The 23,099-nt window shown below is 68.7% G+C and carries 19 protein-coding genes; 6 read left to right on the top strand and 13 right to left on the bottom strand.

Going from position 1 to position 23,099, the window contains the following annotated elements; translation table 11 throughout:
* On the bottom strand, positions 1-477 hold a 477-nt coding region (locus VNN10_01465; protein ID HXH20667.1), incomplete at its 3' end, for a hypothetical protein.
* Between the two features lie 341 nt (positions 478-818).
* On the bottom strand, positions 819-1,715 hold the full coding sequence (locus VNN10_01460; GenBank protein ID HXH20666.1) for an MBL fold metallo-hydrolase: 897 nt from the start codon (positions 1,713-1,715) through the stop codon (positions 819-821).
* 77 nt (positions 1,716-1,792) lie between these two features.
* Between VNN10_01460 and VNN10_01455 the strand changes: the two genes are divergently transcribed.
* Complete coding sequence (locus tag VNN10_01455; protein HXH20665.1) at positions 1,793-2,725, top strand: acylphosphatase; 933 nt, start codon at positions 1,793-1,795, stop codon at positions 2,723-2,725.
* Here VNN10_01455 and glp read toward each other — a convergent pair.
* A complete protein-coding gene (glp, locus tag VNN10_01450; protein HXH20664.1) occupies positions 2,722-4,002 on the bottom strand; it encodes a gephyrin-like molybdotransferase Glp in 1,281 nt (426 codons plus the stop codon). The two genes, VNN10_01455 and glp, sit on opposite strands and share 4 nt — an antisense overlap.
* 147 nt (positions 4,003-4,149) lie before the next feature.
* Here glp and VNN10_01445 point away from each other — a divergent pair, with 147 nt between their 5' ends.
* Positions 4,150-5,490, top strand: coding sequence for an MFS transporter (locus tag VNN10_01445; GenBank protein ID HXH20663.1), 1,341 nt, complete (start codon positions 4,150-4,152; stop codon positions 5,488-5,490).
* 85 nt (positions 5,491-5,575) lie between these two features.
* Here the strand turns inward: VNN10_01445 and VNN10_01440 are convergent, their stop codons facing one another.
* Positions 5,576-5,827, bottom strand: a complete 252-nt coding sequence (locus tag VNN10_01440; protein HXH20662.1) for an Lrp/AsnC ligand binding domain-containing protein — start codon at positions 5,825-5,827, stop codon at positions 5,576-5,578.
* A gap of 196 nt (positions 5,828-6,023) precedes the next feature.
* Here VNN10_01440 and VNN10_01435 point away from each other — a divergent pair, with 196 nt between their 5' ends.
* Positions 6,024-7,094: a lysylphosphatidylglycerol synthase transmembrane domain-containing protein gene (locus VNN10_01435; GenBank protein ID HXH20661.1), complete on the top strand. Its 1,071-nt coding sequence runs from the start codon at positions 6,024-6,026 to the stop codon at positions 7,092-7,094.
* A complete protein-coding gene (locus VNN10_01430; GenBank protein HXH20660.1) occupies positions 7,091-8,410 on the top strand; it encodes an NAD(P)/FAD-dependent oxidoreductase in 1,320 nt (439 codons plus the stop codon). Before VNN10_01435 ends, VNN10_01430 begins: the two co-directional genes overlap by 4 nt.
* Here the strand turns inward: VNN10_01430 and VNN10_01425 are convergent.
* Positions 8,385-9,044: a methyltransferase domain-containing protein gene (locus tag VNN10_01425; protein HXH20659.1), complete on the bottom strand. Its 660-nt coding sequence runs from the start codon at positions 9,042-9,044 to the stop codon at positions 8,385-8,387. The two genes, VNN10_01430 and VNN10_01425, sit on opposite strands and share 26 nt — an antisense overlap.
* A gap of 68 nt (positions 9,045-9,112) precedes the next feature.
* Here VNN10_01425 and VNN10_01420 point away from each other — a divergent pair, with 68 nt between their 5' ends.
* Complete coding sequence (locus VNN10_01420; protein HXH20658.1) at positions 9,113-10,114, top strand: zinc-dependent alcohol dehydrogenase family protein; 1,002 nt, start codon at positions 9,113-9,115, stop codon at positions 10,112-10,114.
* On the opposite strand, the gene VNN10_01415 is transcribed toward VNN10_01420, so the two are convergent.
* Positions 10,111-11,904, bottom strand: coding sequence for a phosphoenolpyruvate carboxykinase (GTP) (locus VNN10_01415; protein ID HXH20657.1), 1,794 nt, complete (start codon positions 11,902-11,904; stop codon positions 10,111-10,113). The two genes, VNN10_01420 and VNN10_01415, sit on opposite strands and share 4 nt — an antisense overlap.
* A 321-nt stretch (positions 11,905-12,225) precedes the next feature.
* On the opposite strand from VNN10_01415, the gene VNN10_01410 reads away from it, so the two are divergent.
* The gene (locus VNN10_01410; protein HXH20656.1) at positions 12,226-14,091 is read left to right on the top strand and encodes an acyltransferase family protein; all 1,866 of its coding nucleotides are present in this window, start codon (positions 12,226-12,228) and stop codon (positions 14,089-14,091) included.
* A 15-nt stretch (positions 14,092-14,106) separates the two neighbouring features.
* Here the strand turns inward: VNN10_01410 and aroB are convergent, their stop codons facing one another.
* From aroB to alaS, 7 genes are all read right to left on the bottom strand, one after another.
* Entirely contained in the window at positions 14,107-15,801 is a 1,695-nt protein-coding gene (gene aroB, locus VNN10_01405; GenBank protein ID HXH20655.1) for a 3-dehydroquinate synthase, read from the bottom strand.
* A 33-nt stretch (positions 15,802-15,834) separates the two neighbouring features.
* On the bottom strand, positions 15,835-17,022 hold the full coding sequence (gene aroC, locus VNN10_01400; GenBank protein ID HXH20654.1) for a chorismate synthase: 1,188 nt from the start codon (positions 17,020-17,022) through the stop codon (positions 15,835-15,837).
* A gap of 1 nt (position 17,023) precedes the next feature.
* Positions 17,024-17,671, bottom strand: a complete 648-nt coding sequence (locus VNN10_01395; GenBank protein HXH20653.1) for a hypothetical protein — start codon at positions 17,669-17,671, stop codon at positions 17,024-17,026.
* 1 nt (position 17,672) lies between these two features.
* Positions 17,673-18,539 (bottom strand): shikimate dehydrogenase, encoded by an 867-nt coding sequence (gene aroE / locus VNN10_01390; protein ID HXH20652.1) that lies wholly within the window; start codon positions 18,537-18,539, stop codon positions 17,673-17,675.
* A gap of 33 nt (positions 18,540-18,572) precedes the next feature.
* On the bottom strand, positions 18,573-19,646 hold the full coding sequence (gene mltG, locus VNN10_01385) for an endolytic transglycosylase MltG (protein ID HXH20651.1): 1,074 nt from the start codon (positions 19,644-19,646) through the stop codon (positions 18,573-18,575).
* Positions 19,636-20,193 carry a Holliday junction resolvase RuvX gene (gene ruvX / locus VNN10_01380; protein ID HXH20650.1) on the bottom strand — a complete coding sequence of 186 codons (558 nt, stop codon included), beginning with the start codon at positions 20,191-20,193 and terminating at the stop codon, positions 19,636-19,638. Before ruvX ends, mltG begins: the two co-directional genes overlap by 11 nt.
* Positions 20,194-20,273: 80 nt before the next feature.
* A complete protein-coding gene (gene alaS, locus VNN10_01375; protein HXH20649.1) occupies positions 20,274-23,021 on the bottom strand; it encodes an alanine--tRNA ligase in 2,748 nt (915 codons plus the stop codon).
* Positions 23,022-23,099 lie beyond the last annotated feature (78 nt).

Raw genomic sequence — 23,099 nt, 5'->3', positions numbered from 1 at the left:
CGTGCCGTACTGGTACATGTGCCGGTGGGCGACGAGCGCGTAGTTGGAGATGAGAACGCTACCCCAGGGGTTCTCCATGTTGCCGGTCAGCGTCGGCATGCCGCCGCCGGCAAAGCCGCCCGTGCCGATGTTGCGCGACTGTGTGTGGGCAGTTGAGCCGTAGGAGAGCACCGCGACGTTGCACTTGCCGGAGCGGATAGCGTAGAGGGCGTGGGCCGCCTGAAACTCGAAGCTCGACCCGCCCACGCTGGTCGTGTCGATGATCGTGGGCCTTATGCCGAGGTACTCGGCCATGCTGAGGCCGCCACCGCCGTAGTCGAAGAGGCCGTCGATGTCCTGCCAACCGAGGCCGGCGTCCTCCAGCGCTGCCCTGATGCTGTCGACCCGTATCTGCATCTCCGTGACACCGGGACCGACGGCTCGGGACGGATACTCGTGGATGCCGACGATCGCCGCGTCGCGCTTCTGCGTGGCCATGCACACCTCCTGAAGGTTCGGCTAGGAATGGAGGACGGCGGAAAAGCGGCGGGGGATCGGCGGCGATTCTAACACGTGGCGCACTGCCGGTGGCCAGAGCATACAGGGCCTTCGTGGCCAAGGGGCAGAAAGCCCCGGAAGGCCTCTCGCGATGTCGGGCGGCGTCTTCAGCCGCGGCAGCGCGCGCCGCTTTCGCGCTGGCCTCGTGCATGCCGGCGACCAGGTCAGGCAGCATCGTGCCACCGACGATGTTCAACCCGCTCGGGCCGGATCAGGGTGATGCCTGCGATCGCCCCCTCGTCTCGCAGGATGCTTGCGCAGGCCATCAAGGCCTCCATGCGTCAGCGGATGCCCGCGAGCAGGGGGTAGTGTTCCTGGTACGTCTGCTTCACAAGCTCAACGCGGGGGTGCTGGCGCTTCAGCTCCTCCTGCACGGGCAGGAAGGTGCGCTCCGGGTCGACGCCGGTGGCGTTCCAGTCGTCGTGGTGGCTGATGATGACCCGGCGCGGGCGGAGGAGGTCGACCTCCCGGGCGACAAACTGCGCCAGGGAACCCTGTATCGGCTCGCCGTCGATGTTGCCGCGGCCGGCGGCAGCGAGCAGGGCGACGTCGGGACGGAGGTCTCGCATGATGCCGGTCCAGTGGCCGGAAGTGTCCTTGTACAGGATCGAGCCTTCAGGCGTCTCGAAGAGGTAGGCCAAGGCGCCGCCCTCGCCGCGCGGCCGCTGGCGGTTCTGGGCGCGATAGGCGCGCTGCGCCTCGTCCGCCGGTTGGTCGCGGCGGGCGAAGCGCTGCGCCAGGTTCGCCTGACGCTCCTGGAGGGTGAGTCCCATGTCGCCGAGGCAGGGCTCGTCTGGGGCCGACATGCGCGCCCAGATGCAGGAGTGCTGACTCGGGAACACGCGCACCGAGACCTCATCCGAGAGCTTGATCCGCTCGCCGCCGGCCACGGCTATGCACTGCTCCTCTGGCACCTCTTCGTCCCGCATCAGGCGGATGCTCTCGTGTGAGCCGATCACGGTGGCCCCCGTGTTGCGGGCGATGCGCTCGGCGCCCCAGAGATGGTCGAAGTGGGAGTGGCCGACGACGATGAAGTCCGCCTTGTCGACCTTCGACGTGTTCATCCCTGTATCCGGCGCTCCCGGCGGCAAGTCCATGAAAGCATCGAGGAAGACGACGACGTCGTTGATCGTGAGGCGGAAGGTCGCGCAGCCGAGCCAGTCGAGCGTGATGGCCATGGAGTCCTCCTGAGATGCGGGCGGGGCTGGCGTATTCTAAGGCCGGCGGCCGGGAGTCGAACAGGAGGGCCGGTTCTGTGACGTCTGACGACCATGCCGTGCTGGTGACGAAGGCGGCGTACGAGGCGGACGCCTCCGCCTGGGCGGAGCGCAGGCGCGACGGCGGCTTCCTGCCCTGGCGCTACCAGCGCTTCCGCGACCTCCTCGAGCCCGGGGCGCGCGTGCTCGACCTGGGCTGCGGGCCTGGCATCGATGCGGGTTCCCTCACGGACCTGGGCCTCGAAGTCACTGGCCTCGACCTCACGCGCTCCATGCTCCTGGTCGCGCGCGGGCGGGGCAAAGTCCGGGCCCTGGTCGAAGGCGACTGCCGCCATCTGCCTTTTCGAGGCCACCTGTTCGACGGCGTCTGGGCCAGCGCCAGCCTCCTTCACCTGCCGAAGGCCCAGGTCGATGCCGCCCTGCGCGAGGCGAGGCGAGTCCTCAGAGACGGCGGCTTAATCTGCACCTTCATGAAGATGGGCGACTGGGACGGGATCATGACGCAGGAGGAGCGCGGAGGCGGCGGCGCCGTGCGCGGGGACCGCTACTTCGCCCACTACGACCCGGCGGAGTGGCTCGGACACCTGCGGGTGGCCGGCTTCGAGCCGCAGGAGCAGCACACCTTCGACGCGCAGGCGCAGCGGCCCAATACGCCCTGGCTCACGACATTCGCGCTGGCGCGCGCCTCGCCGGACGGCGCCACCCGGCTCCACGCCGCCATCAAGGGGCGCGTGCAAGGCGTCGGCTTCAGGTTCTTCGTCGAGCGGCAGGCGAACGCGCTCGGGCTATCGGGCTGGGTGCGCAACCTCCCGGACGGTTCCGTGGAAGTCCTCGCCGAGGGTGAGCCCGCGAAGCTCGACAGGCTCCTCGCAGACGTCCATCGCGGGCCGCGCCATGCCGCGGTAGACAGCGTGGACGCGGCCTGGTCGCGGGCCGAAGGCAGACTTCGCGGGTTCGCGGTCAGGGCTTAGTCGCGCAGCGCCGGCCCGAGCATCATGGCATCGGCCTCGTCGCCCGGCTCCAGCGAAGTGCGGTCTTCGGGACAGACCACGAGCGCATTCGCGAGCGCCATCGAGGTGAGGATGCCGCTGCCCTGCGGGCCCGTCAGGGTAGCGACGTAGCGCCCGTCACGCTCGCGGACGATGGCTCGAGCCAGGAAACGCCGCGGGTCCGTATTCACCACCCGCTCCTCGAGCGTCACGCGCAGCACGGGGCGCTCCCAGCCGGAGCGGCCCATCATCTTGTAGACGGCGGGGCGGCCAAACAACTCGAAGGTCACCATCGAGCTCACGGGATTGCCGGGAAGGCCCAGGTGAGGCACCGAGCGCCCGCCGGAGCGGAAGGTGCCGAAGGCGAGCGGCTTGCCGGGGCGCATGCGCACCGTCCAGAAGCCAATCTCGCCCTCCCGCATGAGCACGTCCTTCACGACGTCGTAGTCGCCGCGCGAGACGCCGGCCGACGTAATGAGCAAGTCGGCGTCGAGGCCAGCGCGGACCTTGGCCGTAAGGTCCTCGACCGTGTCGCGCGCGATCCCGAGGCGCCTGGCGATGCCGCCGGCCTCAGCGACCAGGGCGGCGATGCTGTAGGAGTTGGCGTCATAGATCTTGCCGGGCTCGTGCGGCATGCCCGGCTCGAGCACCTCGTCGCCCGTCGAGAGGATGGCGACGACGGGGCGCCGGTAAACCCTGACCCGCGACATGCCCACGGAAGCGAGCACGCCGATCTGGGCGGCGCGCAGCTCCGTGCCCGCGCGGAGCACCGTCTCGCCGGCACGGATGTCTTCGCCGGCACGGCGGATGTTCGCGCCCGGCAGCGCGGCCTTGAACACGCCGACCGACTCGGCCGACTTCGCGAAGGCGCCAAAGTTCCTCCCCGGCGGCTCATCCGTTTCTTCGAAGGGGACGATGGCGTCCGCCCCTTCGGGAATTGGCGCCCCGGTCATGATCCTGACGGCCTGTCCGCGCTCCAGGCGCCCTGGGAAGATGTAGCCTGCAGCCACCTCCCCGACGATGCGAAGGCGTACGGGCGCGTCCGGCGACGCCCCGGCCGTGTCGGCGGCGATGACCGCGTAGCCATCCATCGCTGTGTTGTCGAGCGGCGGGATAGTGAGCGGGGAGACGACGTCCTCTGCCAACACCTGGCCGAGCGCGTCCGATATCGGCTTTTCCTCCGGCTCCAGGCGTGAGATCACGGCGAGGATCCGCTCTCGCGCTTCCTCGATGCTCATCATGTCGCGAGGGTCCATCATTGCAGACCGATCTTAGCAGGGGTCAGGCAAAGGCAAGGGCGTAAGCCTGCCGGAGCGATGGCGGCGCAGGCGCCGAAGAAGTATGGATTCCAACCGGCGGCCTGGACGTCTATAGTGCGGCCAGCGGCCTAACCGCGTCCTTGCTTCATGGCAATAACACCGGCCTCCGTCGAACAGGCGCCTTCGCTGGCGACAACTAAGGCGAAGCCCCGCATCTACTACGGCTACTACCTGATAGGCGTCGCGCTGGTGGCTCAGTTCGTCTCGGCCGGCACCCAGGCCTATGTCGCCGGCGTGTTTCTCGGCCCAATGACAGAGGCGCTGGACTGGAGCCGCGGCGACTTCACGGCCGGACAGACGGTCGGCCGGTTCGTCTCAGCGTTCGCCGGCTTCTTCATCGGCGCCCAGGTTGACCGCGGCCACGCTCGCCGCGTGATGCTCCTGGGCGCAACGGTCCTCGGGGCCACCCTCATGCTCACGGCAGAAGTAACCGAGCTCTGGCAGTGGGTCCTGCTGCGCGGCGTGGCCACGACCATCGGCGCGGCGCTTATCGGGAACCTGGTAGTGAACGTCACCCTGTCGAAGTGGTGGGTCGAAAAGCGAGGCCGCGTCATCGGCATCTCGTCGATGGGGGTCTCGCTCGCCGGCGTGATCCTGCCGCCATTGATGACCTCCCTGGTGGACGACTACGGCTGGCGGGACGGGTGGCGCATCCTGGGCGTCATGACCTGGGCGCTCATCTACCCGGCCGCCATGCTCATGCGTAACGCGCCCGAGGCCTACGGCCTGAACCCCGACAACAAGACGGACGAAGAGATGGCATCGTCGCGGGGAGACCGCCTGCGCGCCGACTTCGACAACTCCCTGACGCGAGCCCAGGCGCTCCGGACAAGGGCCTTCTACCAGATCGTGCTCGCTTTCGGCTTCTCCGGCATTGGCCTCGGGACCATGCTCCTCCAGACCATCCCGTTCATGACCGACTCAGGCTTCAGTCGCGGCACGGCTTCGCTCATGGTCACGCTGCTGGCGATGCCCGCGGCATTCACGAAGCCCTTGTGGGGCGCCTTCATGGACCTCGCGTCCGAGAAGACGGCCGCGGCGCTGAGCTTTCTCATCGCCGCCGCGGCAATGGTGTTGATCTGCTTCGGGGCCGCGGAACAGTCCTTGCCCATCCTGGTGTTGGGCTTCCTTCTCGTCGGGACAGGCATCGGCGGCCAGATACCGATCCAGGAGACCATCTGGGCGACCTATTTCGGGCGGCGCTACCTGGGACAGGTGCGCAGCGTGGCCCTGCCCTTCTCCCTCTTCCTCGGGGCCGGCGGGCCGCAGGTGGTCTCCTGGTACTTCGACGAGGTCGGGAACTACTACGGGGCCTTCCTGGCCCTGGCGGCGCTGTGGACCATCGGCGCCGGCCTGGTCCTGACGATCCGGCGTCCGGCCGTCCGCGCCCGGGCCGGAGGCGCGGAGGCGCCGGCAGCGCTGGTCTAGCCCGGCAGATGCGGCGCAGCGCGCGTCAGCATGAGCGTGCCCACGCTCCGGTGCGCGCCTTGTATCCGAGGGGCAGTGAGGGCGGCTAGCTCAGCCGCACCGCCAGGCAGGTGGTTGTGCGCTGCACGCCGTCGATGTGCTGGATGCCCTCGGTGATGCAGTTACCCAGCTTGTCGAGGTCCTCGGCCTCCATCTGCACGATAACGTCATAGGGGCCGGTGACAGTATCGACACCTGTTACGTTGGCGTCTGGGTGCTTGAGGGCAGCGAGCGCCTCGGCGACGCTCTTCGACCTGCCAACTTCGGCTTCGATGAGGACGTATCCGCGGACGGCCATCTAACGGCGCCTCCTTGCAGATTTGGCGGCGTGGTGGGCCAATCATGATCTTCAAGCGCGGGAGTGTCAACATCGTGATGCCCGGACAGGGCGAGGCGATGCGCGTTGACCCGCCTTTCGCGCCGTTCCTATACTCGATCTGCGTCAGGCCGAATATCTTTTGTGAGAGCAATCATTTCACACGGGTCCCGGGCCGTTGCTCAAGCGTAAGCGCTTCTGGTTCGGGCTGATAATCAGCCTGGCCTTCCTCGCGTACTTCCTCTACCGGATAGACCTGGGCGAGATAGTCCAGAACTTGCGGCAGGCGGATTACGTGCTGGCACTCGCCGCTGTGCCGCTCTACTTCGTCGGCTTTTGGATCCGCGCCATTCGCTGGCGGATACTCCTGGACCCCGTCCGGCGCGTCAGCACCCGCCGGCTTTACCCGGTGGTGCTGGTCGGGCTGACGGCCAACAACGTCATGCCGGCGCGGGTCGGGGAACTGGTGCGCGCCTACCTCATCGGCGAGCGCGAGAAGGTGAGCAAGTCGGCCGCCCTCGGCACAATCGCCGTGGACCGCACATTCGACGGCCTTGTGCTCGTGGCTATCCTGGCGGCAGTCACGATTTTCTCGGGCACAAGCGCCGGCGTGAAGACCGTGGGCGTGGGGACCGCGCTCGTCTTCATCGGCGCCTCCTCTGTCCTCGTGACGCTGGCCTTTTCGCCGAACCGGGCGCGGGCTCTCGCCCTGCGGGTGCTGAACCTGCTGCCGCACGGGCTGGAAGAGAAGGTCGAAGGGCTCCTCGATAACTTCCTGACGGGCGTGCAGTCGCTGCGCAACCCGGCCGTGATGGTTAGCGCTGCCGTCCTGACCTTCGCCTCCTGGTCCGTCGAGACCTCGATGTACGTCGTCGTCGGGGTGGCTTTCGATCTCGATGTGGGCCTGCACGTGTACTACCTGATAGCGGCGGGCGCGAACCTGGCCCTATCGATCCTCGCCTCGCCCGGCGGCGTGGGGCCCTTCGAAGCGACCACGAAGACGATCCTGCTCGCCTTCATGTCGGACGCGGAAGCGGCAGCGGCCTATGCCATCGGGCTGCACGCCTTGCTCCTGGGGCCGGTCACCGTGGTGGGCTTCGTCCTGCTCTGGCAGATGCAGTTCTCGCTCAGCCAGATCATGGGCATCGGCAACGACAACGGGCGGCCGCCGGCCGGCGAGGGACATGACCTTAGCGCGCCGAAGGTGGTCGCCGGTCCGCGCCCATCGGCGCCGCGAGCGGGCGAGTGAGAGTCGGGATCATTGGCGCAGGCGCGTCGGGCCTGGCCGCCGCCTACGACCTGACCAGGGCCGGGCACAGCGTTACGGTCTTTGAGGCGAGCGGGAGCGTCGGCGGGCTGGCCTCTGGCTTCAAGGCGGACCACTGGGAGTGGACGCTGGAGAAGTTCTACCACCACTGGTTCGCCTCCGATAAGGCGATTCTCGGCCTGATCGACGAGCTCGGCTGGCGGGACGATGTGCTCTTTCCACGGCCGTACACGGTCGTCTACTACGAGGGCAAATGGGAGCCCTTTGACTCGCCCGCCTCCATCCTGAAGTTCCTGCTCAGACACTTCGGGCCCCTGGAGACGGCCCGGTTTGCCGCCGTGGCGGCGTATCTGCGCTTCACGCCCCGCTGGCAGCCGCTGGAGCGCGTCACGGCGGACGCCTGGATGCGCCGCTGGTTCGGCGAGCGGGTCTATCAGGCGCTGTGGAAGCCCCTGTTGGTCGGCAAGTTCGGCGAGGAGAACCTGGGGACGGTAAACATGGCGTGGATGTGGGCGCGCCTGCACGTGCGCACCACCCGGCTCGGGACGTTCAAGGGCGGGTTCCAGAGCTTCCTGGACAGGTTCGCGGGCGTTGTCGCAGGACAGGGCGCCGACATCCGCCTGAACTCCCCGGTAAGCAAGATCGAACGCCGCGCCGATTCGGTCGTGGTCGAAAGCGCGGGCGGAGTCGATGAGTTCGCGGCCGTGCTCTCGACCTCGTCGCCGGCGCTGATGGCGCGCATGACGCCGGAGCTGCCGCCCGAGTACGCCGGCAAGTTGCTGGAGATGAAGTCCATGGGCGCTGTCGTGCTCGTGCTAGCGCTGGACCGGCAACTGACCCCCTACTACTGGCACAACATCCCCAAGGAAGCCGGCTTCCCGTTCCTGGCGTTGGTAGAGCATACGAACTACATGGACCCGGCCCACTACGGCGGCGACCACCTGGTCTACTGCGGCGATTACCTGCCGCCGGAACACGAATACTTCAGCCTGACCAAGGAGCAACTCCTGGAGCGCTTCATCCCGGCGCTGCGCCGCTTCAACCCGGCCTTCGAGCCTTCCTGGGTGCGGGAGACCTGGCTGTGGAGGACGCCGTACGCGCAGCCGGTGCCGCCCCTGAACCACTCGCGCCACATCCCCCCAATCCGCACGCCCATCCCGGGCGTGTACTTCGCCTCCATGAGCCAGGTCTACCCCTGGGACAGGGGCACGAACTTCGCCGTCGAGATCGGGCGCCGGGCGGCACGGATGGTCATGCAGGACGCCCCGGTCCTCACCCGCGCCGCGGCCCGGGTCTGACCGCGGAGACACCCTGCGCGGCAGGGACGGCGCGCACCCGGTCGAAGCCCGCCTCGTAGAGACGCCGGACTATCCCCTCGCGGATGCGCTTGCCCTGCTTCTCGCCCGGCGCGCCGGTGTAGTGGAACAGGCGGCCACCGGGCTTGAGGACGCGGAAGAGCTTCCTGTAGAAGTCCAGCGAGTAGAGCTCCCCGGCCATGCTCAGGCGAGGCGGGTCGTGAAAGATCCGGTCGAACGAAGCCTCCGGAAGTGAATCGATGCCTGTGAAGACGTCCTCCATCCTCAGCTCGATCTTCGGGCTCTCGAACAGGTCGCGTGACTCGGGGTTATGTCGAGCGGCCTCGAGGACCTCTGGGTCCGCCTCGAAGCAGACGACGCGGATGACGCCGGGCGCCCGGGCCATCGCGATGGCGCTGTAGCCCAGCCCGCCGCAGGTATCGAGGCAGACGCCTTCCAGGGGCCGCAACGCCTCCAGAGACGCCTCGAGTACGGCGCTGATGGTGGGCGCCGCGCTTTTCATTTTGATGCCCGCGATCTCGAGGTTCGGGAGGTCGCCCGGCTCCTGGAAAAGCAGGTAGAGCCTGTTGCTCTCCGGCGAGAAATGCCGGTAGAGGACGGAGCGACGCTTTGCCACCTTCCCAAGGTTACGTCCCCGATGACGCTAGCGCGACGCTGCCAGGCCGTTGGGGCACACTAGTAGCGATGCGCGCGATGGTGCTCAGGTCGCCCCGGAGGGCCGCGGCCCGACCGCTGGGACTCGAGGACTACGAGGCTCCCCTCCCCGGCCCGGGCGAGTTGCTGCTGAGGCTGTCCGCCTGTGCCGTCTGCCGCACGGACCTGCAGTTGTGCGAAGGGGACATCGCGCCGCGCCGGCTGCCGGTCGTGCCCGGACACCAGGCAGTCGGGCGGGTCGAAGCCGTCGGTGAGGGCGTCGAAGGCTGGCGTGTCGGGGAGAGGGCGGGCATCGGCTGGCTGGCCGGGGCCTGCGGCGCCTGCGGCTTCTGTACCGGCGGGCGCGAGAACCTGTGCGAGCAGGCCGAGTTCACGGGCTGGGACCGCGACGGCGGCTTCGCGGAGCGCATGGTGGTGCGGGCCGCCTTCACCCTGCGCCTCCCTGAGTCCTTCGCCGACGACGTCGCGGCGGCGCCGCTCCTCTGCGGCGGGATCATCGGCTACCGGTCTCTCAAGCGGTCGGGCATCCAGCCGGGAGGGCGCCTCGGCCTGTACGGCTTCGGCGCCTCGGCCCTGCTGGCGCTGCAGGTCGCGAAGCACTGGGGCTGTGAGGTCTTCGTCTGTAGCCGGAGCGAGAAGGACCGGGTCCGCGCGCTCGAGGCCGGCGCGGACTGGTACGGCCTCTACGACGATCTCCCGCCCGCGCCTCTGGACGCTGCCGTGACGTTTGCGCCCACGGGGAGCGTCGTCGTCGCCGCCCTGAAGGCATTGGCGAGGGGCGCCACGGTAGCAATCAATGCCATTCACCTCGACCAGATGCCTTCCTTCCCTTACGAGCTGCTCTGGCTCGAGCGCAATATCGTCAGCGTGGCGAATTACACGCGGGCGGATGCGGCCGAGTTCATGGCGCTGGCGGCAGAAGCTGGCGTCCGCACCACCGTGCGCACCTTTGCGTTGGAGGAGGCAAACGAAGCGCTGGTCGATCTGGCCGAAGGGCGCGTCGAAGGCGCCGCGGTGCTGCGAGTGGGCTAGGCGCCGACGGCTTCGGCGAGCCGTTCGTGCGCCTTCCAGATCTCTTCGGGGAGCCGCTCGAACTGGCGGAGGTGCTCGCGCCGGCTCTCGACCTCAGGACGCCATTCTTCGGGGTCGTAGCGCAGCAGGCGCTCGAGGCGGGACGCCGGGATGTCCAGCCCTTCGAGGTTGAGCTCACCCGGCGCCGGAATCACGCCGACCGGCGTCTCACATCCCTTTACCCGCCCGGCCTTGAGGTCAAGGAGCCAGAGGAGAGCGCGCAGGTTCTCGCCGTAGCCGGGCCACAGATAAGCGCCAGACTCGTCGCGCTGAAACCAGTTGACGTGGGCGAAGATGGGCCGCTCCCGCGCGCGTCCGAGCACATCCAGCCAGTGCCGGGCGTAGTCTCCCTCGCCATAGCTGAGGAACGGCCGCATCGACATGGGGTCGTATCGCAGGACGCCGGCCTTGCCTTCGGCCGCCGCCGTCGCCTCTGCCCCGAGCGTGAGGCCGTCGTAGACCCCGTCGGCGAGGTCGAGAATGGCGCGGACCAGCGGTTCGCGCCGGCGCACGCGCCCGCCGAATATTATCGCGTCCAACGGCACGCCCTTCGGGTCCTGCCAGCGCGGGCTGAGGTTGGGTACGTTCTTCAGGGCAGTGGTGAAGCGGCTGTTCGGGTGAGACCATTCTTCCTGGGTAGCGCCGTCGCGGCCGCCCAGTGGCGCTTCCGGGATCGCCTGTCCCCGCCAGTCGAGCCAGCCGCCACCGCGAGGCGGTACCTCCGTCTTACCCTCCCACCACACGTCCTGCGTCGCCGGGTTGTAGGCGGTGTTGGTGAAGAGGGTACCGGTGTCCGGTCCGATGGCACGCATCGCGTTGGGATTAGTGCGCTCGTTAGTGTCTTTGGCCACCCCGAAGACTCCATACTCCGGGTTCATGGCGTAAAGACGGCCATCCGCCTCATCGACATACATCCAGGCTATGTCGTCACCCAGGAACTGGACCTCGTATCGCTGGTCCAGCGGTGGCGGCGGCACCAGCATCGCCAGGTTGGTCTTGCCGGAAGCGCTGGGGAAACCCCCGGCAATGTAGGACGTCTCGCCGGTGAGCCTGTCGTGGACGCCGATCAGCATGAACTGCTCGGCGAGAAAGCGCCCGCTGCGCCAGCCGTCGTAGGAGGCCTGGCGCAGGCCGTGGGCGATCTTCGCGAGCAGGGCATTGCCACCGTAGGAGGAGCCGAAGTGGATGATCAAGCGCTCGTCTGCCACGGTCACGAAGTGACGGCGGTCGTCCGGCGTCCCCTGCCCGAGGTGTTCGAGGTCACCCGTGACGTGCACGCCCTTGACGAAGCCGCCTCCGCCGCCGAGATAACTCAGGCCGACGCGCGTCATGCGCAGCATGTGGAGGACCACCAGGCGGCTGTCCGTCAGTTCGACGCCCGCGGCCCACGGCGCCAGGGGTGACCCCGGGTTCGACATCAGGTACGGGATCACGTACATGGTCTTGCCCCGTGAGGCGCCCTCCATCAGTGACATCACCCTGGGTTTGAGGTCGGCCGCGAAGCGCCAGTTGTTGTAGACGCCGCGGTCGCGCTCTGACGACGTCGATACGAAGGTGCGCTCTTCCGAACGTGCCGTGTCTTTGACGTATGAGCGCGCGTAGTAGCGGTGGCCGAACACAGGCTGGACCTCGCCCGCGCTCAGCGCCTCTTCGGTAAGCCTGGCCTCGTCCTCCGGGCCGACGAGCTCGATGCGCGAGGCTCCGGTTAGGGCCGCCCACTCAGCGGCAAAGGCCTCGACAGCTTTCGTCACTTCATCGTCCGTTCCGAATGCCGGCCAGGGGCCGGGACAGGAAGCGGCGCCTACAAGCCGGCGCCGCATGCCCATCATTAGTCCCGCAATCGCCGTGGGTCAACTGCCATCTATCATCTGTCTGTCATCGCTCACAGTGCTGTAATCCCTTATGGCCGCGGCGTTAGAGCGAGGACTATACTTCGGACGTGAGCTCCACTCACCTCGCCCGCGAAAGATATCGCGCTGGAGCTACTCCCTCCGGGGCTCTGCATGGCCGCACGGAGCCGGCCCTCGGGGCCGGCAGGAGGACCTCTCCGCGCGCTGCCGGGATATAGCGGCGTGCAGGAAGGCAAGCGCACGCCTTACCTGCCCGGCCTCGACGGCCTCCGCGCGCTCTCCGTCATTGCCGTTGTCCTCTATCACGCCGGACAGTCATGGCTTCCGGGCGGCTTCCTCGGCGTCGAAGTCTTCCTCGTGATCAGCGGCTACATCATCACCGCCGGCCTCCTGGCGGAATGGCGCGAGACGGGGAGCCTTGCTGTGGTCGACTTCTGGGGCCGGCGGGCGAGGCGGCTCCTGCCGGCGTTGTTCGTGTTGTTGCTGGCGCTACTGGCGGGCGCGGCGCTGGCTTCTCCCGGAGAGCTGCCAGCGCTGCGCTCTGACGCCCTCGCCGCCTTCTTCTACGTCACAAACTGGGACCTGATCTTCTCGAGAGTCGATTACTTCGAGAGCTTCGGCCGTCCGCCGCTGCTGCAGCACCTCTGGTCGCTCGCGGTCGAGGAACAGTTCTACATCGTCTGGCCTGTCGTCCTCGCGTTGATGCTGCGCCTGCTGAGGCCGCGCCTAGCGGCGGCGGCACTCCTCCTCGCGGCCTGCGCCTCGGCGGTCCTGATGGCGACGCTGTACGAGGACGTGTACGACGCCTCGCGCATCTACTACGGCACCGACACTCGCGCGGCCGGGCTCCTGCTCGGCGCCGCGCTTGCCTGCTTCGCCCCGCCGGGGGGCCAGACTTCACCCGGGATGCGGGCGCTCGCAGGAGTAGCCGGCGCGGCCGGACTGGCGACACTCCTTGGGGCCATGCTGCTGATCGGCCAGTACGAACCCTTTCTGTACAGGGGCGGGTTCCTCGTCACAGGCCTCGGGACGGCGGGCGTAATCCTGGCCGTCTCCCTGCCGTCAGACCTGATCTCGAAGCCACTCGGCATCCCGCCCCTGCGCTGGCTGGGGCTGCGTTCCTACGGCGTCTACCTCTGGCACTGGCCCCTGTTGCTCCTCACCGCACCCCTGGCAGAAGGGGCCTGGTGGCTCCTTCCGGCCCAGCTCGCCCTCATCGCCACCGTGTCCGAGGCCTCGTTCCGGCTCGTAGAGATGCCGTGCCGGCGCGGTGCGCTCTCGCGGCTCTGGGCCGGCCTCGTCTCGCCGGCGGCCGATACGTGGGGCTATAGACGCACCCTGGGGACGCTGACCGGCGTCGTTGGCGTCGTCGCCGTCGCGGTGTCCTTCACGGCCGCGAGCCCTTCTTCGGCGCGGGCCAGTCACAGCGACGCCGTCCCCCAGCCTCTCGTTCCTTATGTCTACAAGAGCGACGACGCTTCGGTGCTGGCCGAAGAGTGGGCGCCACTGCCAGCGGCGAGACCTGCACCTGCCCCGCAGCCGCCGCCACCCGCGCCTGCCGCCGCGCCGCCGGCCCGCCCGCTCCCGGCCGTTGGCGCCGTCCCTATGCCCGACGGACTCAGCGTGACCGCGATCGGCGACTCGGTGCTCCTCGGCGCGGCCCGCCAGCTTGCCTACGTCATCGGCGACATCGAGGTCGACGCCGAGGTCGGCCGGCAGGTCTGGGCCGGCATCGGGTTGCTGCGGCAACGCAGGGACGAAGGCCGCCTGGGTGACGTCGTCGTCATTGCCTTCGGCAGCAACGGCTCGTTCAGCGCGAAGGAATTCGCCCAGGTAATGGACGTCCTTGCGGACGTGCGACTGGTAGTGTTCGTGAACGTGCGCGTCCCTCGCCCCTGGGAGGAGGCCAACAACAGCGTGATCGCCCGCGGCGTAGCCTCCTACCGGAACGCTGTGCTGGTCGACTGGTACGCCGCGAGCGAGGGGCACCCGGAGCTCTTCGGCAACGACGGCGTGCACCTTACAGGCGCGGGCGTGCGGCTCTACGCAGGCCTCATCGCCGACGCGATCATCGCGAACTGGAAGTAGGCTTCAGGGACGGACTCAGCCGTTAAGCTGGCGCAGCACCTCTTCGACGAGCCCCGTGGGCACGTCATCGCGGATTACGGGGCGACCCACGTCCTCCAGCAACACCCAGCGCTGAGTCCCGCTGACGACCTTCTTGTCCAGGGCCAGTGCCTCGCGCACGCGGCCGGCGTCCAGGCCAGGCGGCGGCCGCAAGGGCAGGCCCGCGCGCTCGATCAGGCGCCTCTGGCGTTCCAGGAGCCCTGAAGGAGTTACGCCCATGCGCACACCGATCGTCGCGGCGGCCATCATGCCGGCGGCGACAGCCTCGCCATGCAAGAGGGCCTGGTAGTCGCCCGCGGCCTCGAAGGCGTGGCCAAGCGTGTGCCCGTAGTTGAGGAACTCGCGCACGCCGCCGGTCTCGCGCTCGTCCCTGCTCACGATGGACGCCTTGATCTGGATATTGCGCGAGACGACATCGGTGGTAAGCGCCTGGTCGAGCGCAAGGAGGTCCTCAAGGCGCGCCTCCAGGAGGTCCGGGAGCGACGCATCGGCAATGAGGGCGTGCTTGATGACCTCGCCCATGCCTTCGACGAGCTCGCGCCGCGGCAGGGTCTTGAGGGTTGCGGCGTCCGCCACTACCGCCCGCGGCTGATAGAAGGCGCCGACGATGTTCTTGATGCCGGCGTGGTTGACGGCGGTCTTGCCTCCAATCGAGGCGTCGACCATGCCGAGCAGCGTCGTGGGCACCTGCACCACGGGCACGCCGCGCATGTAGGTCGCGGCGACGAAGCCGGCAAGGTCGCCCACCATGCCGCCGCCGAGGGCGACGATCGAGTCCTTGCGCTCGGCGCGATGTTCGGCGAGCCAACCGTACAACTTGCCCGCCGAGGCGAGGCTCTTGGTCCCGTCCCCGGGCGGCAACGCCGAGGCCACCGTCTCCAGGCCGGCGGCCCGCAGGCCCGCGAGCGCGACCTCGCCCCAATGGCGCATCACCGACTGGTCGCTCACCAGGAAAGCGCGCCGGGAGCCGGTCGCGCGCCGGACATGTTCGCCGAGCCGCTCGAGCTCACCCCAGCCAACGTATACGGGGTAGTCGGCGGACGGCGTGCGGACGATGACGGCGGCGCCGGGAGCGTCGACGATAGGCGGCAGGATGGAAGGAGTCCGCGTTAGCTCCTCAACGCGGCCCGGCCGGCGCCAGGCTCGCTCACCGTATGTCCTGAACAACCGGACGACTTCCTCCGCGACCTCCTCCGGCGAGAGGACATCCGTGGCAATCGTGAAGTCAGCAAGGTCGTAAACAGCCGCTCTCTGGTCCAGGAGCCGCCGGACGCGCGCGCCGCGCTCCCAAGTGGCAATCATCGGGCGGGCGCTGGCCTGCTCTGCGTCGAGACGGACCGTAATTGTGTCCGGTGAAGCGGTCAGACAAACGACGAGCCCGGATTCGACTATCAGGCGGCGGGTCTCCTCCAGGAGCATCGCGCCGCCCCCTGCGGAGACCACGACATCCTGGCGCGAAGCAAGCGCTCGGAAGACCTCCAACTCGCGGCCGCGCATCGCCGCCTCGCCCTCTTCATGAAAGATGCGATCCATCCCTTTGCCAGCGGCCTGCGTAACGAGGTCATCGCTGTCGACTGCGTCCCAACCAAGCCTCTTCGCCACCAGGCGCGCCACCGTGGACTTGCCCGTGCCCATGAAGCCGGTAATGGTCAATCGCCTGCAGGCGGACATGGAAGAAGTGTAGACCGGCAATGCCTCGCGGCTCTAATCCGGTCTATCGCGACCGCGTGGGCCCGTCGTCTTCTGGTAGGCGCGGAAGTTGCGCAGCGTCTCTTCGACGTGATCGCCGCCGAATTTCTCCAGCGCGGCGTCGGCCAGCACCAGGGCCACCATCGCCTCGCCTATTACCCCGGCCGCGGGCACGACGCAGACGTCCGAGCGCTCGTAGAACGCCGGCGTGGAGTCGCCGGTGTGCAGGTCTGCCGTAGCCAGGGGGCGCGGCAGCGTCGATATCGGCTTGAGGGCGCCGCGCACGACTATGTCCTCGCCGTTCGTGATGCCACCCTCGAGGCCGCCGGCGCGGTTGGAGGCGTGCACCCAGGGGCGGTCCGACCATTGCTCGCGGGGCAGGATAACGTCCTGCACCTGCGAGCCGGGGCTGCGCGCGTTTGCGAAACCCGTGCCGATCTCGACTCCCTTTACCGCCTGGATGCTCATGATCGCCTGGGCGAGGCGGCCATCGAGCTTGCGGTCCCACTGCACGTGGCTCCCCAGGCCAATCGGCGCACCCGTGGCGCGCACCTCGAAGATGCCGCCAAGCGTGTCGAATTCCTCCCTGGCGCGGTCGATGCGCTCGATCATGAGTTTCTCTGCCGCGGCGTCGGCGCAGTGGACCGGCGAGGCCTCGACCGCCTCCCAGTCCGGCGGCTCAGGCGGGGACGCTTCGACCTCGCCGACCGCCAGCACCTGGCTGTGGATGCGCACCCCCATCTCCTCGAGCAGCCTGCGCGCGACCGCCCCGGCGGCGACTCGCGCCGCCGTCTCGCGGGCGCTGGCGCGCTCCAGGACGGGGCGGACGTCGTCGAGGCCGTACTTCACCGAGCCAGCGAGGTCGGCATGGCCGGGGCGCATCTGCGTCAGCTTCTCGATCTCGTCCTCGATGGGCTCGACGGCCATGCGCTTCTGCCAGTTGGCGTTATTCCAGTCCTTGTTTTCGATGCGCAGGCCAATGGGGCTGCCCATCGTCAGGCCGTGGCGCACGCCGCTGACGATCTCCGCCGCGTCCTGCTCGATCTGCTGCCGCTTGCCTCGGCCGTAGCCAAGCTGCCTGCGGCGCATGTGGGCGGCTATGTACCCCTCGTTCAGCGGGAGCCCGGCGGGCACGCCCTCGACGATCACGAGGAGGCCCTTGCCGTGGGACTCGCCGGCGGTCAGAAAGCGCAGGTGGCCCATTTCATCCTTCTTGCTTCCCCGGGCTCGTGTCAGCCGCGGTGGCGCCGCCCTCCCAGGGCAACGGCTCGACGGGGTGGACCGCGCCGTTCCCGGAGACCGCGAAGCGGCCGCGGGTGCGCGCTACGAACTCCTCGGGCGTAATCCCCTCCCAGTCCAGATCCTCCACGTCCTTCCGCTCGACGATCGTGCTCAGGATACACCGCGGCTCAGAGTGCCCGACCTCGTCGCGGAACGACGTGTACACGTCGATCTGCACGCGCGCGAGCTTCACGTTCGGGACCTCGTACAGGACCATGTCGGCGAGCTTCATCGTGATCTTCTTGGCCTCGGCGAGCGGGCTGCTGGTCTCGACGCGACGGCCCTGGACAAGCTGGTACTCCGCTTCGGCGCTGCAGTTGAGGCGCGCGGCGTCCGGCCTGACGTCGATCAACTCCACGGTCTGGATGCCGTGCCAGAGCAACGCCGGCACGCCTTTTGGCACCCGCTCCGTGTGCCAGCGCTCGACCTCGTCTTCGAGGAGCTGCCGCACGGCGTCGACGTTGCCCTCCGCCACGAGCTTCCGCCAGTGCATCTGCGCCCGGGTCTCCTGCAGGATCACGTAGGCGATCAGGAGGAGGAACACAGCAACGATCGCGATGCCGTACTCCACCTTAGCCTTCTCCTGCGATCACGGCGGCGCCGGGCGCCTGCAGCGCTTCGCGCGCCGCCTCGCGCATGAGGTCGACGGGGGGCTCGCGCCCGGTCCAGAGGCGGATAGACTCCGCTCCCTGGTAGACGAGCATGTCGAGTCCGCCTACCGCAACCGCCCCCGCGCTCCTTGCCGCGGCGAGGAAGGGCGTCTCCGCCGGGTTGTACACGAGGTCGAATGCGTAGACCCCGGGCCGGAAGTGCCGCTCGTCGAGCGGCGACTCTGCCGCCAGCGCCGTACGCGCCGTGCCCATGGGAGTCGTGTTCACGATCAGGTCCACGGCCGCGCAGGCCGCGGCCAGCGACTCCTCCTGCCACTCGATTGCCTCGACGGGGCGGCCAAATGCCCGCGCCAGGGCGTGGGCACGCTCCGGCGTCCTGTTGGCGATGCGCACGGAGCCGGCGCCGGCTTCGATCAGCCCGGCGACCACGGCCCGCGCTGCGCCGCCGGCTCCCAGCACCAGCACAGGCCGCCCGGCCGGGTCGAAGCCGGACTCGCGCAGGGACCGCAGGAACCCGTACTTGTCGGTGTTGTGGCCGCTCAGGGCGCCGTCGCCGGCGCGAGCGATGCAGTTGACGGCCCCGATCAGCCTTGCCGATTCATCAAGCCTGTCGAGCAGCGGGATCACGGCCTCCTTGTGAGGCACGGTCACGTTCGCCCCCAGCATCTCCGGCGCCCTCAGCTTGGCGACCGTCGCCGGCAGCTCGTCGGGAGGCGTCACCCACTTCTCGCAACGGGCGTCGATGCCCAGCGCGCCGAAGGCGGCGGCGTGCATCGCCGGAGTCACGGAGTGCGCAAGCGGGTAGCCGATCAGGGCGGCGAGCTTCACTGCCGCCCTCGCTGGCCGCACGGCCAGGAGCTGTCAGCGCTGGTAGAGCTGGACGTTGCGCTGGTGCTCTTCGAAGGTGGCCGAGAAAGCATGGCTCCCGTCCGGTTTGGCGACAAAGTAGAGGAAGCTCGTCTGGGCAGGATTGAGGACCGCGAGGATCGAGTCGATCCCAGGGTTCGCGATCGGTCCCGGCGGCAGTCCCGGCCTCGCGTAGGTATTATATGGCGACTGCGACTGCAGGTCCTGCGCCGTTAGCTCTCGCTTCCAGTAGCTGAGTAGCCCCAGAGTGCCCGGTGGCGGCCCCACCGCGTATTGGACAGTCGGGTCGGCCTGGAGCGCGATCCCCATGCGCAACCGGTTCAGGTACACGCTCGCGACCAGTGGCCGCTCCCCGGGCACGACAATCTCGCGCTCGATGATGGAGGCCAGCGTGATCACCTCGTGCGGCGTGAGGCCGAGCTGCCGCGCCTTCTCGCGCATCTCCGGAGTGAACCGCTCTTCGAGCGCTCTCAGCATTGCCGCTGCGACCTCGCCCGCGGTCGCGCGGCGCGAGAAGCTGTAGGTCGCGGGATAGACGTAGCCTTCGAGACCGGCGCCGGGTGGCCTCGCCGCCAGAAGGCTGGAGCCGTTCGCGGGGGTTGCCTGCAGCAGCCCGAGGGCGGCAAGGAAGTCGCCTCCCCTGACGATGCCGCGGCGCTCGAGGAGGCCCGCGACCTCCTCGATGCGCAGGCCTTCGGGGATGGTCACCACGCGCGCCGCCGTGAGGCCCTTGCGTATGCGCGACAGCGCGTCCACCACGCTCGTGCCCTGCTCGAATTCGTACTCGCCGGCCGCTAGGCCGCGCTCGGCGCCTGTCGCCCGGGCGAGGAGGCTGAAGGAGGAGGCGTCCTGGATGACCCCGGCCGCCTCGAGGCGCCGCCCGATGTCGGCTGCATTGTCACCCGGCTTCACCTCGATGAACACGGTCTCCGCGTTCTCGAGGACGCGGACCGGGGCCGCCCGCTTCGAGATCGAAGACGGCGAGTCTTTGATCACCCAGCCGGCAAGGACGATAACGGCGGCCAGGCCAATGCCGAAAAAGGCGGAGTTGAGTGCGCTAGTCGTCAAATCGCGAGCCGCGAATGCTGTCGAGGTATGCCTGCAGGATGATGGTAGCCGCGACGACGTCCGTCGCGCCTTTCCCAGGCCGGCCCTGGGGCCCGCGAGAGGAGCGCCTGCCCTGCTCCCGCCGCTGGGAGCGGCCCCCCGCCAGCATCCGGTCCGCCTCCTGGCTCGACAGCCTCTCGTCCCAGAAGGCGACGGGCAAGTTTAGCCTGTCCGCGGCCTGCCGCGCGAACTCTCGCGCCAGCTCAGCCTGAGCCCGGGCCTCCCCGCTCAGCGATAGCGGCAGCCCCACGACCAGGCCGACGACCTCCTCCGCCCGGGCGATATCCCTGAGTTCGGCAAATTCGGCCCCGCGACGCTCGACCGTCTTGAGGGGCACCGCGAGCCGCTGCTCCGGGTCCGAGATTGCCACGCCGATCCGGCGCTCGCCGGCGTCGAGGCCGAGGAGCCGGCCCTCCCGGGGGAGGCTGCCCTCAGCCACCCCACTGCCCGTCCCGGGAGTCCGGACAGAGGCCTGCCCGTGCGCGTAGTCGGCGATACTGAGCCCCACCGTGATTCCTACTGTTGAGAGCCAGGGCACACCCCTGAAGGAGAGATTAACCAGCGATCGACGCCCCGCGGGTGAAAGCGTCAGGTCATGAGCTTCTGTTCCGCGAGCTTCGCCCCGGCCGCCAGGGCCTCGTCGAGCTTCGAGACGTCCGTCCCGCCACCCTGGGCCAGCTCCGGCCTGCCACCGCCGCCGCCGCCGGACGCCTGCGAGGCGGCGCGCACGACGTCGCCTGCCGGGACCCGACTGGCGACGTCCGGCGTCGACATCGCCACGAAGGCCGGCCTGCCGCCGATGTCCGCGCCGAGGAGGATGACGGCGCTGCCCAGCTTCGCCTTCAGGCCGTCGCCGAGCTCGCGCAGGTAGTCCGTGCTGCTGGCCGTCACCCGTGCGGCTAGCACGGAGACGCCGTCGACGTTCCGGGCACGGGCGATGAGCTCCTCGGCCTCGTCGCGGGCGGCGGCGCGTTCCAGGGCCTGCACCTTGCGCCGTAGCGCCTCCACCTCCTCCTGAAGCGCCTGGATGCGGGCGCCGATCTCGCCCGGCTGGGCACGGAGGAGGGCCGCCACCCCGGCGAGGGCGTCCTCGTTGCGGCGGATGCGCTCCACGGCCGCGCGCCCGGTCACGGCTTCGATGCGCCGCATCCCCGCGCCGATCGAAGTCTCGTGCACGATGATGATGACGCCCACCTCACCGGAGGCGTGGCAGTGAGTACCGCCGCAAAGCTCCTTGCTGAAGCAGCGGTCAGCTTCGGGCTCGCAGATCCCCACCACGCGCACCGTTTCCGCGTACTTCTCACCGAAGAAGGCGAGCGCGCCGCCGGCGATCGCCTCTTCGTAAGGCTCCATGCTCACGTGCACCTCGATGTTCTGGCGCACGACACGGTTCGCCAGTGCCTCGACTTCGGCGATTTGCTCCGGCGTCAGCGCTTCCAGGTGCGTGAAGTCGAAGCGAAGCCGGTCCGGGCCGACGTAGGAGCCCGCCTGGCGGACGTGGGAGCCCAGCGTCTGGCGCAGGGCCGCGTGGAGGATGTGCGTGGCCGTATGGTTGCGCATCGTGTCGGCGCGCAACTCGGGGTCGACGCGGGCTTCGACCTGCATGCCGGCCGCAAGGCGGCCTTCCACGAGCCGGCCGACGTGGGCGATGACGCCGCCCTCACCCACCGCCTGCGTGTCCTCGACCACGAACCGGCCGCCGTCCCAGACCAGGTCACCCTTGTCGCCCACCTGGCCTCCGCCTTCGGCGTAAAAGGGCGTCCGGTCGAGCACGACCTCGACCCGGGCGCCATGCGTCTCCGTAGCCTCGAGGGCGGTAGCGACGCGGCCTTCGGTAACGAGGCCGCGCACGGCTGCGGTCGCCGTCAGGGTGTCATAGCCGAGGAACGTCGTTGGTTCGAGGCCGAGGGTGGCGTAGGCCTGGATACGCTCGGCTTCGCCCTCGAAGCGTGACGCGGAGCGGGAGCGCTCGCGCTGGGCCTCGAGTTCGCGCTCGAACTCGTCCATGTCCGAGACGCCGGCGCCCTCTTCGGCCAGCAGCTCCAGCGTCAGCTCGGGCGGGAAGCCGTGCGTGTCCCAGAGGTAGAAGAGCTCGCGCCCCGTCAGCTTGCGGTCCGGACGGGCCCGGAGGAAGTCGGCGATCTGGGCCCGGCCCGACCCCAGCGTCTCGAAGAAGCGCGCCTCTTCGCCTCGGAGCACTTTGAGGACGAATTCGCGCTGCTGCTCCAGCTGCTCGTAAGCGTGCGACATTATGTCGACGATCGTCGCCGCCGTCCGGGCCAGGTACTGCTCGCCCTGCTTCAAGCGTTGCCCGTACGTCGTCGCCCGGCGGATGAGGCGGCGGAGGACGTAACCGCGGCCCTCATTGCTGGGCGTCAGGCCCTCGGCGATGAGAAAGGTGGCGGCCCGGGAGTGGTCGGCGATGATGCGCATCGCCCGCTGCTCTTGGGGCGAGGCCTCCTCGTACGACTTGCCAACGATCCCGCCGATGGTGTCCAGCAGGGGGCCGAAAAGGTCCGTGTCGTAGTTCGTGGGCCGGACGCCCAGCGCGCGCCAGTCCTTCGGCTTCCCCCGCCAGTCGACGCCCTCCAGCCAGAGGCGCAGCGTGGCCCAGCGCTCGAAACCGGCGCCCGTGTCCACGTTCCTCTGGGGCAAGGGCGTCCGGCTGCCGTCCTCGGCCTGGTACAGCGTCATGAAGACAAGGTTCCAGAACTCCAGGAAGCGGTCGCACTCGCCGCTGCCGTCCGGCTTGGGGTTCTCGCAGTTCGGGCCGCAATCAGGGCGCCGGCAACCGAAACCCTCCCCGAAATCGTAGTTGATCTCCGTATTCGGGCCGCAGGGCCCGACGGGGCCGGCGAACCAGTAGTTCTCTTTCTCGCCGAAGCGGACGATGCGCTCCGCCGGGATGCCAACCTTGCGCCACAGGTCGAACGACTCTTCGTCGTCGAGGTAGATGGTGGCCCAGACTCTCTCCGGCTCCAGGCCGAGTCCATTCGGCCAGGGCGTAGTCGCCAGCTCCCAGGCCCACGGGATGACCTCGTCCTTGAAGTAGTCCCCGACGCTGAAGTTGCCCAGCATCTCGAAGAACGTCTGGTTCCGCTCGTTCCCCACCGCTTCGATGTCAGAGGTGCGAAGGACCTTCTGGATCGAGATGAGGCGCCTTGCCGGCGGCTCGGCGAGGCCCATGAACCAGGGTTTGAGCTGCACCATGCCCGCCGTCGTGAAGAGCAGCGTCGGGTCGCCCACCGGGATCAGGGAGGAGGAAGGGATGCGCTTGTGGCCGCGCGCCTCGAAGAAGGACGTCCAGAGGTCGCGAATGTCCCGGCTGCTGCTCATGGCCTCGCTCCAGTCTAGGGCTCCGTCCTGAGCCTGTCGAAGGGCTCCCTCCGTCCTGAGCCCTTCGGACCGAGGGAG

The organism is Dehalococcoidia bacterium, from assembly GCA_035574915.1.
Lineage (GTDB): Bacteria > Chloroflexota > Dehalococcoidia > DSTF01 > WHTK01 > DATLYJ01.
The sequence above is the reverse complement of the archived record's forward strand: the minus strand, read 5'-3'. Positions and strand labels throughout refer to the sequence as shown.